The sequence below is a fragment of the Escherichia sp. MOD1-EC5990 genome (genome assembly GCF_002965285.1).
GTDB lineage: Bacteria > Pseudomonadota > Gammaproteobacteria > Enterobacterales > Enterobacteriaceae > Escherichia > Escherichia coli_F.
On record NZ_PTRV01000026.1, the window covers coordinates 1 to 15,275 of the forward strand.

General features: G+C 50.1%; 18 protein-coding genes and 1 pseudogene. 15 read left to right on the forward strand and 4 right to left on the reverse strand.

The annotated features are described in order from the left end of the window. A pseudogene (locus tag BEB42_RS26835) lies at positions 1–191 on the forward strand (transposase); the annotation flags it as partial. 938 nt (positions 192–1,129) lie between these two features. On the opposite strand, the gene BEB42_RS21975 reads toward BEB42_RS26835, so the two are convergent. The 4 genes from BEB42_RS21975 to fliE form a co-directional block, all read right to left on the reverse strand. Continuing rightward, the gene (locus tag BEB42_RS21975) at positions 1,130–1,927 is read right to left on the reverse strand and encodes a helix-turn-helix transcriptional regulator (RefSeq protein ID WP_000879832.1); all 798 of its coding nucleotides are present in this window, start codon (positions 1,925–1,927) and stop codon (positions 1,130–1,132) included. A gap of 9 nt (positions 1,928–1,936) precedes the next feature. Further along, positions 1,937–2,488, reverse strand: coding sequence for a Raf kinase inhibitor-like protein YbcL (gene ybcL, locus BEB42_RS21980; RefSeq protein ID WP_001353134.1), 552 nt, complete (start codon positions 2,486–2,488; stop codon positions 1,937–1,939). Between the two features lie 168 nt (positions 2,489–2,656). Then, on the reverse strand, positions 2,657–2,989 hold the full coding sequence (emrE, locus tag BEB42_RS21985; RefSeq protein WP_001070440.1) for a multidrug efflux SMR transporter EmrE: 333 nt from the start codon (positions 2,987–2,989) through the stop codon (positions 2,657–2,659). Between the two features lie 344 nt (positions 2,990–3,333). Further along, positions 3,334–3,648: a flagellar hook-basal body complex protein FliE gene (gene fliE / locus BEB42_RS21995; RefSeq protein WP_001274299.1), complete on the reverse strand. Its 315-nt coding sequence runs from the start codon at positions 3,646–3,648 to the stop codon at positions 3,334–3,336. A 214-nt stretch (positions 3,649–3,862) separates the two neighbouring features. Between fliE and fliF the strand changes: the two genes are divergently transcribed. The 14 genes from fliF (at position 3,863) to rcsA (ending at position 15,235) form a co-directional block, all read left to right on the forward strand. Next, entirely contained in the window at positions 3,863–5,521 is a 1,659-nt protein-coding gene (gene fliF, locus BEB42_RS22000; RefSeq protein WP_000994441.1) for a flagellar basal-body MS-ring/collar protein FliF, read from the forward strand. Next, on the forward strand, positions 5,514–6,509 hold the full coding sequence (gene fliG, locus BEB42_RS22005; protein ID WP_000067950.1) for a flagellar motor switch protein FliG: 996 nt from the start codon (positions 5,514–5,516) through the stop codon (positions 6,507–6,509). Before fliF ends, fliG begins: the two co-directional genes overlap by 8 nt. After that, positions 6,502–7,188: a flagellar assembly protein FliH gene (fliH, locus tag BEB42_RS22010; protein WP_001282657.1), complete on the forward strand. Its 687-nt coding sequence runs from the start codon at positions 6,502–6,504 to the stop codon at positions 7,186–7,188. Before fliG ends, fliH begins: the two co-directional genes overlap by 8 nt. Next, positions 7,188–8,558 carry a flagellar protein export ATPase FliI gene (gene fliI, locus BEB42_RS22015; RefSeq protein ID WP_000213272.1) on the forward strand — a complete coding sequence of 457 codons (1,371 nt, stop codon included), beginning with the start codon at positions 7,188–7,190 and terminating at the stop codon, positions 8,556–8,558. Before fliH ends, fliI begins: the two co-directional genes overlap by 1 nt. A 21-nt stretch (positions 8,559–8,579) precedes the next feature. Beyond that, a complete protein-coding gene (fliJ, locus tag BEB42_RS22020; protein WP_000807584.1) occupies positions 8,580–9,023 on the forward strand; it encodes a flagellar export protein FliJ in 444 nt (147 codons plus the stop codon). After that, on the forward strand, positions 9,020–10,156 hold the full coding sequence (locus BEB42_RS22025; RefSeq protein WP_000620115.1) for a flagellar hook-length control protein FliK: 1,137 nt from the start codon (positions 9,020–9,022) through the stop codon (positions 10,154–10,156). The genes fliJ and BEB42_RS22025 overlap by 4 nt, the downstream gene beginning before the upstream one ends. Before the next feature lie 104 nt (positions 10,157–10,260). Then, positions 10,261–10,725, forward strand: a complete 465-nt coding sequence (gene fliL / locus BEB42_RS22030; protein ID WP_000133111.1) for a flagellar basal body-associated protein FliL — start codon at positions 10,261–10,263, stop codon at positions 10,723–10,725. 4 nt (positions 10,726–10,729) lie between these two features. Further along, entirely contained in the window at positions 10,730–11,734 is a 1,005-nt protein-coding gene (gene fliM / locus BEB42_RS22035) for a flagellar motor switch protein FliM (protein WP_001353133.1), read from the forward strand. Further along, on the forward strand, positions 11,731–12,144 hold the full coding sequence (gene fliN / locus BEB42_RS22040; RefSeq protein ID WP_001281692.1) for a flagellar motor switch protein FliN: 414 nt from the start codon (positions 11,731–11,733) through the stop codon (positions 12,142–12,144). Before fliM ends, fliN begins: the two co-directional genes overlap by 4 nt. Before the next feature lie 2 nt (positions 12,145–12,146). Continuing rightward, positions 12,147–12,512 (forward strand): flagellar biosynthetic protein FliO, encoded by a 366-nt coding sequence (gene fliO / locus BEB42_RS22045; protein ID WP_001059107.1) that lies wholly within the window; start codon positions 12,147–12,149, stop codon positions 12,510–12,512. Further along, on the forward strand, positions 12,512–13,249 hold the full coding sequence (gene fliP / locus BEB42_RS22050; protein ID WP_001253450.1) for a flagellar type III secretion system pore protein FliP: 738 nt from the start codon (positions 12,512–12,514) through the stop codon (positions 13,247–13,249). Before fliO ends, fliP begins: the two co-directional genes overlap by 1 nt. A gap of 9 nt (positions 13,250–13,258) precedes the next feature. Continuing rightward, positions 13,259–13,528 (forward strand): flagellar biosynthesis protein FliQ, encoded by a 270-nt coding sequence (fliQ, locus tag BEB42_RS22055; protein ID WP_000187358.1) that lies wholly within the window; start codon positions 13,259–13,261, stop codon positions 13,526–13,528. A gap of 8 nt (positions 13,529–13,536) precedes the next feature. After that, positions 13,537–14,322: a flagellar biosynthetic protein FliR gene (fliR, locus tag BEB42_RS22060; RefSeq protein ID WP_000942313.1), complete on the forward strand. Its 786-nt coding sequence runs from the start codon at positions 13,537–13,539 to the stop codon at positions 14,320–14,322. 289 nt (positions 14,323–14,611) lie between these two features. Beyond that, the gene (gene rcsA / locus BEB42_RS22065) at positions 14,612–15,235 is read left to right on the forward strand and encodes a transcriptional regulator RcsA (RefSeq protein WP_000104001.1); all 624 of its coding nucleotides are present in this window, start codon (positions 14,612–14,614) and stop codon (positions 15,233–15,235) included. Positions 15,236–15,275 lie beyond the last annotated feature (40 nt).

The window sequence follows — 15,275 nt, forward strand, 5'->3', positions numbered from 1 at the left end:
AACTGGCGATATCCAGTCTGGTAAACAGCCTCAAAGGCGTATCGGGTAGGTTACTGCGACGAGATCGACCAGATATTACAGTCAGGTATTACTACAAAGGCGTTTTGTGGAGTCCTGGCAATTTTGCCAGTAGCTGCGGAGGTGCGCCAATGTCCGTCATCCGCCAATACATTGAACAACAGCAAACACCTGGTCAGGTGGAAAACCGCGCCTTATATCCCCGCCCTGAAGGACGGGGTTTTACGGCGCACCGGATAAGCCTGGAGATTATCTACACCGGCATGGACATCATTGTACTATGCACGTACATGCCCCATCACATCCTCAACATCAAAGTATTAGAGCCTTGCAAACCATTATGCGTCTCAGTTTGTCTCATCTATCTTACGCAAAAAAAAATAGAACTAATATCAAGCGGCGCTATATTGCGTATTAAATAAAATCACCTCAATTACATTAACAAGTCTAAACAAATATCATGCAAATAATCTCCATGGTTATTATTAGGTTATTTAAATTAAAAAAATAAATTATGAGTCAATCATAAATAACAACCTTTAATATAATTTGACTACCAAATTTATATTCGTTCACAAAATAGTCATGCATTGTGTACAATAGAAACAGTTCAGATAAAAGGAGGGATCTGCTTCACAATTTAAATGAGAAACTAAAACTTACATCTTGAAATAATCTCATTGATTAGATGAGTATTTGTAGTGCAGTGACATCATTTTTAAATAATAGTACAAATAAAAGGGCTCACGATGAAAAAATTAACAGTGGTAATTTCTGCTGTAGCTGCATCTTAACGTATAAACTAGATTTAATAACAACGATATCCGTACCTATCCGGATATCTAATGTCATAAGCATCCCTTTAATTATCCCCTCAACCTCTTGTAACTTTCCCACTCTTGAACTCCACATAGTCCAAACGCCGGATGCAAAAAAATCACACGTGCATTTCTGAAATTGTGATGGAGGAAGATAGTATCAATTATATGTGCTTATAAACGTCCCCGATTAGCGCAGAAGTCACCGGATTGTTCAGGCTCCAATAGGTTGAGTATGCCGTATTTATTTTCCAAAATAAAAATCGATGCTGTTGCTCCTTCATAAAATACTTTTACTCTCTGGACGCTTTTCTTAGCTCTCTTGGTGTTATCTTAAAACGATTATGGAACCTTTCAGTAAAACGAGAAGGACACTTGTAACCATTTTCCCTGGCAATCTCGCTGATGGGTTTTACTGTCGTTTGTATAGCAGACAACGCATTATTTAACCTCACGTCGTCCAATATACTTTGAAAACTTACTCCCTCGCTTGCCAGACGGCGATGCAATGTGGAAACAGAAATGTAGAGATATCTCGCTACCTTGTTTGCTGTCCATTTTGTTCCAGGTTCGGATAGCATTAGGTTATAACAACGACTTATTAATGATTGTTTACTATCTGATAAAAGTAAACAATTAACATGATGTGCTCCTAATGAAAGTAGAACGCCCATTGCTAAGTGTTCCTGAATTTGCGTTGAGAAGTCTCGGGAAATAGATGTTTTTAGTTGCTCCCAACAATATATTAACTCAGGATTCTGAGGTAAGCAGAAACCTGTCGTGTTACGAATTTGATCGGTTATCGCATAAAGATTTTGGAACTTTTCAATTAGATCAATGGGATAATAAAGCATTTCTGCAAGATAAAGACCTGCTTCTGGGTAATTCGCAATATAAAATTCATATCCACAGGGAAATAATATTATCTGATTATTATCAACAGTTAGACTATGCGTCTCCCAATTGATAACTTTTTTTCCCTGACGGATACGACATAAAGCTGGCATAAGAGGCTTAACCCTGTGAATCTCATGATGTTTATGCATCCGTATTTCTTCAATCTTTAGGTTAGTCCTATCTTTTGCCAGCATACTCTTATCCTACTTTACCTCATAAACGGGTGTTATCTCAGCGGTTGCAATTTTATTGGCATTAAGCATATAACCAACTAACGCTCCGCTGGAATTAGAATCTACAGGAATCTTATCAGTTTTTAGAGCCCATACTTTAAACTGGTAATGATGGGGTTTATCTCCTTTGGGAGGACATGCTCCACCAAATCCTGCATAGCCAAAATCATTTCGGCCTTGGACAGCACCAGTCGGAAGTTTTGTACCATCACGTCTTCCTGCATCAGCGGGCAAATATGTTACCGTTGCTGGAATATTAGCAACCGTCCAGTGCCACCATCCACTGCCTGTAGGCGCATCTGGATCATACACAGTTACGGCAAAGCTTTTGGTGCCTTCTGGAGCACCAGACCAGGTTAATGAGGGCGATGTATTACCCCCCTCACACCCAAATCCAGAAAATACATGAGACGTTGTAAGTTGCTCTCCTGTTTTTATTTCATTACTAGTGACCTGAAATGCTGCGGCCTGCGCAGAAAATGTTATGAATGCCAATACACTTGAAACGATAAGCTTTTTCATAAAAACCTCTTTGTTGTGACCTATCGTTATTTTATTTGATGTGCCTTGCTCTCATTATGCATAAAGGCGCAATGATCGTGCAAATGCAATCATAATTATAAAGTTGCCCTCAACATTAGCCATAATATGCACAAATTACATTCCTGTTGTCTCAAGGATAATTATTTTTTAATGCGGTGCACTTCGTGACAACAAGTTAATGACTAACACACCGGCACAAATCAACATCATGCCTATGATGGCTGGCAGGTCCAGTCGTTGGCCAAAAAATCCCCAGGAAAGCAAACTAATCAGAACGATACCGACTCCTGACCAGATAGCATAAGCAATCCCTGTAGGTATATAAGCCAGCGTCTGAGCTAATAACCAGAATGATGCACAATAGCAAATAATTGTGCCAACAGAGGGCCATAACCGTGTAAACCCCTCTGAAAACTTCATTAAGGTTGTACCAATGACCTCTGCAAGTATTGCGCCACCAAGATAAATATAAGGGTTCATAGCATATTCTTTCCTGTTCATACTGGAGAGAATTGTACTACAGTTTGAACACAACTCACCGTTTTCATCCTGGTGTGTGTGTATCCAGGGGGCTCTGGCGTGGCAAGAGATAAAGGCAGGAACAATAATGATCAGAAGGAACCCCAGGCTAACGAAAGAGTTCACTCTTCCTATGAGCAAAGCGAAGACAAAACATTTTATCGCGTTTACGGATCGTGGATGGCAGAAAACAACCAGGATCAGGTATCCATTTTAAACCAGAAATTGAGTGAGTTTGCCCCATCCATGCCCCACGCTGTGGGATCGGATATAATTAAACAAGCATAGTCAACAGGTTACAAAACCTACACCTGCATGCTCATCACTTCCTGATACGCCGCCACCAGCTTATTACGCACCTGAATCCCCATTTGCATAGAAACTGAGGCTTTTTGCATATCGGTCATCACATCGTTTAACGCCACGCCGGGTTCGCCGAGGGTGAATTTTTCTGCCTGCGTGCGGGCGGCGGTTTGTGTATCGCTTATGCGATCGAGCGCGGCATGCAGCTGCCCAGCAAAACTAATGGTCGGTTGCGGTAGTGATTCCTGCGCACGCGCACTCATCGCCGTAGCCTGTAACTGGCTGATAACCCCTTCAATCCCCTGTATCGCTGACATTTTCATCTCCCGGATAATTTCTGGTAGCAAAGCCTACCAGTAAGTCAATAAGACAAAGGCGCTAAATAGCAACAAAAAAACGGGTTTATTGGCGGATAGAAAAAAACGAAAGCACAAATAATGGGAGCGTCAATTTTTCGAGTTTGCTGACCCGGGAGTGAGTCTTGTTCCACTTTGCCAATAACGCCGTCCATAATCAGCCACGAGGTGCGCGATGAATGCGACTGCAGCCCAGACAAAATCTCTTGAGTGGCTTAATCGCCTGCGTGCGAATCCGAAAATTCCATTGATTGTTGCCGGTTCCGCGGCAGTGGCGGTCATGGTCGCACTGATCCTGTGGGCGAAAGCCCCCGACTACCGCACATTATTCAGCAATCTGTCCGATCAGGATGGTGGCGCAATCGTCAGCCAACTGACGCAAATGAATATTCCTTACCGCTTTAGCGAAGCCAGCGGCGCGATTGAAGTTCCGGCAGATAAAGTTCACGAACTGCGTCTGCGCCTGGCGCAACAAGGTTTGCCCAAAGGCGGCGCGGTCGGTTTCGAACTGCTCGATCAGGAAAAGTTTGGTATCAGTCAGTTCAGCGAGCAGGTGAATTATCAGCGGGCGCTGGAAGGCGAGCTTTCTCGTACCATCGAAACTATCGGCCCGGTAAAAGGAGCGCGTGTCCATCTGGCAATGCCAAAACCCTCTTTATTTGTCCGTGAGCAAAAATCCCCTTCTGCATCGGTGACGGTAAATCTGTTACCCGGCCGCGCACTCGATGAAGGGCAAATTAGCGCCATTGTGCATCTGGTTTCCAGCGCGGTGGCTGGTCTGCCTCCGGGGAACGTGACGTTGGTGGATCAGGGCGGACATCTGTTAACCCAATCCAACACCAGCGGGCGCGATCTTAATGATGCTCAGTTGAAATATGCCAGTGATGTCGAAGGCCGAATTCAGCGGCGTATTGAAGCGATCCTGTCGCCTATTGTCGGCAACGGCAATATTCACGCCCAGGTTACGGCGCAACTGGACTTCGCCAGTAAGGAGCAAACCGAAGAGCAGTATCGCCCTAACGGTGATAAATCTCAGGCGGCGCTCCGCTCACGCCAGCTTAATGAGAGCGAGCAAAGCGGTTCCGGTTATCCAGGCGGCGTACCGGGTGCGTTGTCGAATCAACCAGCACCCGCAAATAACGCGCCGATCAGCACGCCTCCGGCAAATCAAAATAATCGCCAGCAGCAGGCAAGCACTACCAGCAATAATGGGCCGCGTAGCACACAACGTAATGAAACCAGTAACTACGAGGTCGATCGCACCATTCGTCATACCAAAATGAACGTGGGCGATGTGCAACGTCTGTCAGTCGCGGTAGTGGTGAATTACAAAACCTTGCCAGATGGCAAACCGTTGCCTCTCAGCAACGAACAGATGAAGCAAATTGAAGATCTGACCCGCGAGGCGATGGGCTTTTCTGAAAAACGCGGTGACTCGCTCAATGTCGTTAACTCGCCGTTCAATAGCAGCGACGAAAGCGGTGGAGAACTGCCGTTCTGGCAACAACAGGTATTTATCGATCAGTTGCTGAGCGCCGGACGCTGGTTGCTGGTACTGCTGGTGGCGTGGCTACTGTGGCGTAAAGCGGTACGTCCACAGCTAACTCGTCGCGCTGAGGCGATGAAAGCTGTGCAGCAACAGGCGCAGGCCCGCGAGGAAGTGGAAGATGCGGTGGAAGTCCGCCTGAGCAAAGATGAACAACTCCAACAACGACGCGCGAACCAACGTCTGGGGGCAGAGGTCATGAGCCAGCGTATCCGTGAAATGTCTGATAACGATCCGCGCGTGGTGGCGCTGGTCATTCGCCAGTGGATAAATAACGATCATGAGTAACCTGACAGGCACCGATAAAAGCGTCATCCTGCTGATGACCATTGGCGAAGACCGGGCGGCAGAGGTGTTCAAGCACCTCTCCCAGCGCGAAGTGCAAACCCTGAGTGCAGCAATGGCGAACGTCACGCAGATCTCCAACAAGCAGCTAACCGATGTGCTGGCGGAGTTTGAGCAAGAAGCTGAACAGTTTGCCGCACTGAATATCAACGCCAACGATTATCTGCGTTCGGTGCTGGTTAAAGCCCTCGGTGAAGAACGTGCCGCCAGCCTGCTGGAAGATATTCTCGAAACCCGCGATACCGCCAGCGGTATTGAAACGCTCAACTTTATGGAGCCGCAGAGTGCGGCCGATCTTATTCGTGACGAACATCCGCAGATTATCGCCACTATCCTGGTGCATCTGAAACGCGCCCAGGCCGCCGATATTCTGGCGTTGTTCGATGAGCGTCTGCGCCACGATGTGATGTTGCGTATCGCCACCTTTGGCGGCGTGCAGCCAGCCGCGCTGGCGGAACTGACCGAAGTACTGAATGGCTTGCTCGACGGTCAGAATCTCAAGCGCAGCAAAATGGGCGGCGTGAGAACGGCAGCCGAAATTATCAACCTGATGAAAACGCAGCAGGAAGAAGCCGTTATTACCGCCGTGCGTGAATTCGACGGCGAGCTGGCACAAAAAATTATCGACGAGATGTTCCTGTTCGAAAATCTGGTGGATGTCGACGATCGCAGCATCCAGCGTCTGTTGCAGGAAGTGGATTCCGAATCGCTGTTGATCGCGCTGAAAGGGGCCGAGCAACCACTGCGCGAGAAGTTCCTGCGCAATATGTCGCAGCGTGCCGCCGATATTCTGCGCGACGATCTCGCCAACCGTGGTCCGGTGCGTCTGTCGCAGGTGGAAAACGAACAGAAAGCGATTCTGCTGATTGTGCGCCGCCTTGCCGAAACTGGCGAGATGGTGATTGGTAGCGGCGAGGATACCTATGTCTGATAATTTGCCGTGGGAAACCTGGACGCCAGACGATCTCGCGCCACCACAGGCAGAGTTTGTGCCAATGGCCGAGCCAGAAGAAACCATCATTGAAGAGACTGAACCCAGCCTTGAGCAGCAACTGGCACAACTGCAAATGCAGGCCCATGAGCAAGGTTATCAGGCGGGGATTGCCGAAGGTCGCCAGCAAGGCCATGAGCAAGGCTATCAGGAAGGTCTGGCCCAGGGGCTGGAACAAGGGCTGGCACAGGCAAAATCCCAGCAAGCGCCGATTCATGCCCGGATGCAGCAACTGGTCAGCGAATTTCAAACTACCCTTGATGCACTTGATAGTGTGATTGCTTCGCGCCTGATGCAGATGGCGCTGGAGGCGGCGCGCCAGGTCATCGGTCAAACGCCAACGGTGGACAACTCGGCGCTGATCAAACAGATCCAACAGTTGTTGCAGCAAGAACCGTTATTCAGCGGCAAACCGCAACTGCGCGTGCACCCGGATGATCTGCAACGTGTTGATAATATGCTGGGCGCAACCTTAAGTTTGCATGGCTGGCGCTTACGGGGCGATCCCACGCTCCATCCAGGCGGCTGCAAAGTCTCCGCCGATGAAGGCGATCTCGATGCCAGCGTCGCTACTCGCTGGCAAGAACTCTGCCGTCTGGCAGCACCAGGAGTGGTGTAATGACCACGCGCCTGACTCGCTGGCTAACCACGCTGGATAACTTCGAAGCCAAAATGGCGCAGTTGCCTGCGGTACGTCGCTACGGGCGATTAACCCGCGCCACCGGGCTGGTGCTGGAGGCTACCGGATTACAATTGCCGCTCGGCGCAACCTGTGTGATTGAGCGCCAGAACGGGTCGGAAACGCATGAAGTAGAAAGCGAAGTGGTTGGCTTTAACGGTCAACGGCTGTTTTTAATGCCGCTGGAAGAAGTGGAAGGTGTCCTGCCCGGCGCGCGCGTTTATGCCAAACACATTTCGGCTGAAGGGCTGCAAAGCGGCAAGCAGTTGCCACTCGGTCCGGCGTTGTTAGGTCGCGTTCTGGATGGCAGCGGTAAACCGCTTGATGGCCTTCCCTCCCCCGATACGACAGAAACCGGTGCGCTGATCACCCCGCCATTTAACCCATTGCAACGAACACCGATTGAACATGTGCTGGACACGGGCGTGCGCCCAATCAATGCCCTGCTTACCGTTGGTCGCGGGCAGCGTATGGGGCTATTTGCTGGCTCTGGTGTCGGTAAAAGTGTGCTGCTGGGGATGATGGCACGTTACACCCGCGCCGATGTCATTGTCGTGGGTTTGATTGGTGAACGTGGCCGCGAAGTAAAAGATTTTATTGAGAATATCCTCGGTGCCGAAGGGCGTGCACGCTCCGTGGTGATTGCCGCTCCAGCGGATGTTTCTCCGCTCCTGCGAATGCAAGGTGCCGCCTATGCCACGCGCATTGCCGAAGATTTTCGCGATCGTGGTCAGCATGTGTTGCTGATTATGGACTCCCTCACCCGCTACGCGATGGCCCAGCGTGAGATTGCGCTGGCGATTGGCGAACCGCCTGCCACCAAAGGTTATCCACCGTCGGTATTCGCCAAATTACCGGCGCTGGTCGAGCGTGCCGGTAACGGTATCAGCGGCGGCGGCTCAATTACGGCGTTTTATACCGTGCTCACCGAAGGCGATGACCAGCAGGACCCGATTGCCGACTCCGCACGGGCGATCCTCGACGGTCACATTGTTCTTTCTCGTCGTCTGGCGGAAGCCGGACACTATCCGGCGATTGATATTGAAGCGTCGATCAGCCGTGCAATGACGGCGTTGATCAGCGAGCAACATTACGCGCGAGTGCGCACCTTCAAACAGCTGTTGTCGAGTTTTCAGCGTAACCGCGATCTGGTTAGCGTCGGCGCGTATGCCAAAGGCAGCGATCCAATGCTCGATAAAGCCATCGCTCTGTGGCCGCAGCTGGAGGGCTATTTGCAACAAGGCATTTTTGAACGCGCGGACTGGGAAGAGTCTCTCCAGGGGCTGGAGCGCATATTCCCTTCAGTGTGAAAACGCAGGAGATAACGGCAGATGGCAGAACATGGCGCGCTGGCGACCCTGAAAGATCTGGCAGAAAAAGAGGTAGAAGATGCCGCGCGCCTGCTGGGTGAAATGCGTCGCGGATGCCAGCAGGCAGAGGAACAACTCAAAATGCTGATCGATTATCAGAATGAATATCGCAATAACCTCAACAGCGATATGAGTGCCGGGATGACCAGTAACCGCTGGATCAACTATCAGCAGTTTATCCAGACGCTGGAAAAAGCCATTACTCAGCATCGCCAGCAACTTAATCAGTGGACGCAGAAAGTTGACATTGCCCTGAACAGCTGGCGAGAAAAGAAACAACGTTTGCAGGCCTGGCAGACACTGCAGGAACGGCAATCCACGGCGGCACTGCTTGCAGAAAACCGTCTCGATCAGAAAAAGATGGATGAGTTCGCCCAGCGCGCCGCCATGAGGAAACCTGAATGATTCGCTTAGCGCCCTTGATTACCGCCGACGTTGACACCACCACATTGCCTGGCGGCAAAGCCAGCGATGCTGCACAAGATTTTCTCGCGTTGTTGAGCGAAGCATTAGCAGGCGAGACAACGACTGACAAAGCGGCCCCCCAGGTGCTGGTGGCAACAGATAAGCCCACGACAAAAGGCGAGCCGCTGGTCAGCGATATTGTTTCCGACGCGCAACAAGCGGATTTACTGATCCCTGTGGATGAAATACCGCCTGTCATCAACGACGAACAATCCACATCAACACCGTTAACCACCGCTCAGGCGATGACGTTGGCTGCGGTGGCTGCGGTGGCTGACAAAAATACGACAAAAGACGAAAAAGCGGATGAGCTTAATGAAGACGTCACCGCAAGCCTGAGCGCCCTTTTTGCGATGTTGCCGGGTTTTGACAATACGCCCAAAGTGGCTGATGCGCCGTCAACCGTGTTACCGACAGAGAAACCAACTCTCTACACAAAACTGACTACGGCGCAATTCACAACCGCACAGCCTGATGACGCCCCTGACGCGCAAGCTCAGCCAGTAACACCGCTGGTAGCAGAGGCCCAGAGTAAAGCGGAAGTCATCAGCACACCTTCGCCGGTGACCGCTGCCGTCAGCCCGCTCATCACTCCGCACCAGACACAGCCGCTGCCCACCGTCGCAGCACCTGTTTTGAGTGCGCCGCTGGGTTCTCACGAATGGCAACAATCATTAAGCCAGCATATTTCGCTGTTTACCCGCCAGGGGCAACAAAGTGCAGAGTTGCGTCTGCACCCGCAGGATTTAGGTGAAGTACAAATCTCCCTCAAAGTGGATGATAGCCAGGCGCAAATCCAGATGGTGTCACCGCATCAGCACGTACGCGCCGCACTGGAAGCTGCGCTACCGGTACTGCGTACGCAGCTGGCAGAAAGTGGCATTCAGTTAGGGCAAAGCAACATCAGTGGCGAAAGCTTTAGTGGTCAGCAACAGGCCGCTTCACAGCAACAGCAAAGCCAGCGCACAGCAAATCATGAACCTCTGGCGGGTGAAGACGACGATACGCTACCCGTTCCCGTCTCTTTACAAGGGCGCGTAACAGGCAACAGTGGCGTTGATATTTTCGCCTAACGTCAGAGGTAGCACCGTAATCCGCGTCTTTTCCCCGCTTTGTTGCGTTCAAGACGCAGGATAATTAGCCGATAAGCAGTAGCGACACAGGAAGACCGCAACACATGACTGATTACGCGATAAGCAAGAAAAGCAAGCGATCGCTTTGGATCCCGATTCTGGTATTCATTACCCTCGCGGCCTGTGCCAGCGCAGGTTACAGCTACTGGCATTCGCATCAGGTTGCTGCTGACGACAAAGCGCAGCAACGCGTCGTGCCCTCCCCGGTCTTCTATGCGCTGGATACCTTTACGGTCAATTTGGGTGATGCGGATCGCGTGCTTTATATCGGCATAACTCTGCGGCTAAAAGATGAAGCTACCCGCTCGCGGCTAAGTGAGTATTTGCCGGAAGTCCGTAGCCGCTTGCTGTTACTGTTTTCTCGTCAGGATGCTGTCGTACTGGCGACAGAAGAAGGCAAGAAAAGCCTGATTGCTGAGATTAAAGCCACACTTTCCACCCCGCTTGTTGCCGGGCAACCGAAACAGGATGTCACCGACGTGCTGTATACCGCTTTTATTCTGCGATAACGACATGGGCGATAGTATTCTTTCTCAAGCTGAAATTGATGCGCTGTTGAATGGTGACAGCGAAGTCAAAGACGAACCGACGGCCAGTGTTAGCGGCGATAGTGACATTCGTCCGTACGATCCGAATACCCAACGACGGGTTGTACGCGAACGTTTGCAGGCGCTGGAAATCATTAATGAGCGTTTTGCCCGCCATTTCCGTATGGGGCTGTTCAACCTATTGCGCCGTAGCCCGGACATTACCGTCGGGGCCATCCGCATTCAGCCGTACCATGAATTTGCCCGCAACCTGCCGGTGCCGACCAACCTGAACCTAATCCACCTGAAACCGCTACGCGGCACAGGGCTGGTGGTGTTCTCGCCGAGTCTGGTGTTTATTGCCGTGGATAACCTGTTTGGCGGCGATGGACGCTTCCCAACCAAAGTGGAAGGTCGCGAGTTTACCCATACTGAACAGCGCGTCATCAACCGTATGTTGAAGCTGGCGCTGGAAGGCTATAGCGACGCCTGGAAGGCAATTAATCCGCTGGATGTCGAGTACGTGCGTTCGGAAATGCAGGTGAAATTTACCAATATCACCACCTCGCCGAACGACATCGTGGTTAACACACCGTTCCATGTGGAGATTGGCAACCTGACCGGCGAATTTAATATCTGTCTGCCATTCAGCATGATCGAGCCGCTACGGGAATTGTTGGTTAACCCGCCGCTGGAAAACTCACGAAATGAAGATCAGAACTGGCGCGATAACCTGGTGCGTCAGGTGCAGCACTCACAGCTGGAGCTGGTCGCTAACTTTGCCGATATATCGCTGCGTCTGTCGCAGATTTTAAAACTGAAACCCGGCGACGTCCTGCCGATAGAAAAACCCGATCGCATCATCGCCCATGTTGACGGCGTTCCGGTGCTGACCAGCCAGTACGGCACCCTCAACGGCCAGTATGCGTTACGGATTGAACATTTGATTAACCCGATTTTGAATTCTCTGAACGAGGAACAGCCCAAATGAGTGACTTGAATAATCCGGCCGATGATAACAACGGCGCAATGGACGATCTGTGGGCTGAAGCGTTGAGCGAACAAAAATCAACCAGCAGTAAAAGCGCTGCAGACGCGGTATTCCAGCAATTTGGCGGCGGTGATGTCAGCGGAACGTTGCAGGATATCGACCTGATTATGGATATTCCGGTTAAGCTGACCGTCGAACTGGGCCGCACGCGGATGACCATCAAAGAGCTGTTGCGCCTGACACAAGGATCAGTCGTAGCGCTGGACGGCCTGGCAGGCGAACCGCTGGATATTCTGATCAACGGTTATTTAATCGCCCAGGGCGAAGTGGTGGTCGTTGCCGATAAATATGGCGTGCGTATCACCGATATCATTACTCCGTCTGAGCGAATGCGCCGCCTGAGCCGTTAGCGATGAATAACCACGCTACTGTGCAACCGTCCGCGCCGGTTTCTGCTGCACCGCTGCTGCAGGTGAGCGGCGCACTGATCGCCATTATTGCCCTGATCCTCGCTGCTGCCTGGCTGGTAAAACGGCTGGGATTTGCCCCCAAACGAACTGGCGTTAACGGTCTGAAAATTAGCGCCAGTGCTTCGCTGGGCGCCCGTGAAAGGGTCGTGGTGGTCGATGTGGAAGATGCACGCCTAGTGCTCGGCGTTACCGCAGGGCAAATCAATCTGCTGCATAAACTTCCCCCTTCTGCGCCAACGGAAGAGATACCGCAGACCGATTTTCAGTCGGTCATGAAAAACTTGCTTAAGCGTAGCGGGAGATCCTGATGCGTCGTTTGTTGTCTGTCGCACCTGTTCTTCTCTGGCTGGTTACCCCCCTCGCCTTCGCACAACTGCCGGGTATCACCAGTCAGCCGCTGCCTGGCGGTGGACAAAGTTGGTCCCTCCCGGTGCAGACGCTGGTGTTCATTACCTCGTTGACGTTTATTCCAGCGATTTTACTGATGATGACCAGTTTCACCCGTATCATCATTGTTTTTGGATTATTGCGAAACGCGCTGGGCACGCCCTCCGCACCACCCAACCAGGTATTGCTGGGGCTGGCACTGTTTTTGACCTTTTTTATAATGTCGCCGGTGATCGACAAAATTTATGTCGATGCGTACCAGCCGTTCAGCGAAGAGAAAATCTCAATGCAGGAGGCGCTGGAAAAAGGGGCGCAGCCGCTGCGTGAGTTTATGCTGCGTCAGACCCGCGAGGCAGATTTAGGGTTGTTTGCCAGACTAGCGAATACCGGCCCGTTGCAGGGACCTGAAGCCGTGCCAATGCGCATTTTGCTCCCGGCCTACGTGACCAGCGAGCTGAAAACCGCATTTCAGATAGGCTTCACGATTTTCATTCCTTTTTTGATTATCGACCTGGTGATTGCCAGCGTGCTGATGGCATTGGGGATGATGATGGTCCCCCCTGCCACCATTGCTCTGCCCTTTAAACTGATGCTGTTTGTACTGGTGGATGGCTGGCAATTGCTGGTCGGTTCGCTGGCGCAGAGCTTTTACAGCTAGAGAGGCAAAATGACACCTGAATCGGTCATGATGATGGGGACTGAAGCGATGAAAGTCGCGCTGGCGTTGGCTGCCCCGCTGTTGCTGGTGGCGTTGGTCACGGGCCTGATCATCAGTATTTTGCAGGCCGCCACGCAGATTAATGAAATGACGCTGTCGTTTATTCCGAAAATCATCGCCGTATTTATCGCCATTATTATTGCCGGACCGTGGATGCTCAATCTGTTGCTGGATTACGTCCGTACCTTGTTCACTAACCTGCCGTATATCATCGGGTAGCCCGTACAATGTTGCAGGTGACAAGCGATCAATGGCTTTCCTGGCTAAGTCTGTACTTCTGGCCGTTACTGCGCGTGCTGGCGCTCATTTCTACCGCGCCAATTCTGAGCGAACGCAGCGTGCCGAAACGGGTAAAACTGGGTCTGGCAATGATGATCACGTTCGCCATTGCCCCATCATTACCTGCCAACGATGTTCCTGTTTTTTCGTTCTTTGCTCTGTGGCTGGCCGTGCAGCAGATTCTGATCGGCATTGCGCTTGGTTTTACCATGCAGTTTGCTTTTGCCGCTGTGCGAACCGCTGGCGAAATTATCGGTCTGCAAATGGGACTGTCATTTGCGACGTTTGTCGATCCGGCCAGCCATCTCAATATGCCCGTTTTAGCGCGCATCATGGATATGCTGGCGTTACTGCTGTTCCTGACATTTAACGGTCATTTATGGCTGATTTCACTGCTGGTGGATACCTTTCACACCCTGCCTATTGGTGGCGAGCCGCTAAATAGCAATGCGTTTCTGGCACTCACCAAAGCAGGGAGTTTGATTTTCCTCAATGGACTGATGCTGGCGTTACCGCTCATTACTCTGCTGCTGACACTGAATCTGGCATTAGGTTTACTGAATCGTATGGCCCCGCAATTATCCATTTTTGTTATTGGATTTCCATTAACTCTGACTGTCGGTATCTCATTAATGGCGGCATTAATGCCGTTAATTGCTCCTTTTTGCGAACATTTATTCAGTGAAATTTTTAATTTGCTGGCAGATATTATCAGCGAATTACCTGTAATATGATTCCCTAATGTTTATCTTGTTATCCTAAGGATTATCTGAAAAATAATACCCACGAACATCTTCCAGGATACTCCTGTGGCGAAATATTTGTTTTAACCTCACTCACATATCGCAACATTTACTTTACTTTAAGACAATTCCAGGCAAATTATACAACACTTTACGGGATAGTAAGTCCGCCTGAAAAATCGCGAGAGTGGCGCATTAGGTGACCCATGTTGTTCCGTTTAGTCATGATGAAATATTCAGGTAAGGGGAATTATCGTTACGCATTGAGTGAGGGTATGCCATGTCAACGATTATTATGGATTTATGTAGTTACACCCGACTAGGTTTAACCGGGTATCTGTTGAGCAGAGGGGTTAAAAAAAGAGAAATCAACGACATTGAAACCGTTGATGACCTTGCCATAGCTTGTGATTCACAGCGCCCTTCAGTGGTGTTTATTAATGAGGACTGTTTCATCCACGATGCTTCTAACAGTCAGCGTATCAAGCTCATCATTAATCAACATCCCAATACGTTATTTATCGTTTTTATGGCAATTGCCAATGTTCATTTTGATGAATATCTGTTGGTCAGAAAAAATTTATTGATCAGTTCTAAATCGATTAAACCGGAATCTCTCGACGATATCCTTGGCGATATTCTGAAAAAAGAGACAACGATAACCTCGTTTTTAAATATGCCGACGTTATCATTGAGCCGAACCGAATCGAGTATGTTGCGAATGTGGATGGCAGGTCAGGGAACCATTCAAATCTCCGACCAAATGAATATCAAAGCCAAGACCGTTTCATCGCATAAAGGTAATATTAAACGTAAGATCAAAACGCATAATAAACAGGTTATCTACCATGTCGTCCGACTGACGGATAATGTGACTAATGGTATTTTTGTCAACATGCGCTAACACATTCTGACTGGTGGTTTCCCACCAGTCAGGCTGAATT

Bases quoted from the DNA above. Each gene is read 5' to 3' on its own strand.
- fliJ (WP_000807584.1), top strand. From the start codon at position 8,580: ATGGCAGAACATGGCGCGCTGGCGACCCTGAAAGATCTGGCAGAAAAA.
- fliF (WP_000994441.1), top strand. From the start codon at position 3,863: ATGAATGCGACTGCAGCCCAGACAAAATCTCTTGAGTGGCTTAATCGC.
- BEB42_RS21975 (WP_000879832.1), bottom strand. From the start codon at position 1,927: ATGCTGGCAAAAGATAGGACTAACCTAAAGATTGAAGAAATACGGATG.
- fliQ (WP_000187358.1), top strand. From the start codon at position 13,259: ATGACACCTGAATCGGTCATGATGATGGGGACTGAAGCGATGAAAGTC.
- emrE (WP_001070440.1), bottom strand. From the start codon at position 2,989: ATGAACCCTTATATTTATCTTGGTGGCGCAATACTTGCAGAGGTCATT.
- ybcL (WP_001353134.1), bottom strand. From the start codon at position 2,488: ATGAAAAAGCTTATCGTTTCAAGTGTATTGGCATTCATAACATTTTCT.
- rcsA (WP_000104001.1), top strand. From the start codon at position 14,612: ATGTCAACGATTATTATGGATTTATGTAGTTACACCCGACTAGGTTTA.
- fliL (WP_000133111.1), top strand. From the start codon at position 10,261: ATGACTGATTACGCGATAAGCAAGAAAAGCAAGCGATCGCTTTGGATC.
- fliM (WP_001353133.1), top strand. From the start codon at position 10,730: ATGGGCGATAGTATTCTTTCTCAAGCTGAAATTGATGCGCTGTTGAAT.
- BEB42_RS22025 (WP_000620115.1), top strand. From the start codon at position 9,020: ATGATTCGCTTAGCGCCCTTGATTACCGCCGACGTTGACACCACCACA.
- fliN (WP_001281692.1), top strand. From the start codon at position 11,731: ATGAGTGACTTGAATAATCCGGCCGATGATAACAACGGCGCAATGGAC.
- fliH (WP_001282657.1), top strand. From the start codon at position 6,502: ATGTCTGATAATTTGCCGTGGGAAACCTGGACGCCAGACGATCTCGCG.
- fliE (WP_001274299.1), bottom strand. From the start codon at position 3,648: ATGTCAGCGATACAGGGGATTGAAGGGGTTATCAGCCAGTTACAGGCT.
- fliG (WP_000067950.1), top strand. From the start codon at position 5,514: ATGAGTAACCTGACAGGCACCGATAAAAGCGTCATCCTGCTGATGACC.
- fliI (WP_000213272.1), top strand. From the start codon at position 7,188: ATGACCACGCGCCTGACTCGCTGGCTAACCACGCTGGATAACTTCGAA.
- fliR (WP_000942313.1), top strand. From the start codon at position 13,537: ATGTTGCAGGTGACAAGCGATCAATGGCTTTCCTGGCTAAGTCTGTAC.
- fliO (WP_001059107.1), top strand. From the start codon at position 12,147: ATGAATAACCACGCTACTGTGCAACCGTCCGCGCCGGTTTCTGCTGCA.
- fliP (WP_001253450.1), top strand. From the start codon at position 12,512: ATGCGTCGTTTGTTGTCTGTCGCACCTGTTCTTCTCTGGCTGGTTACC.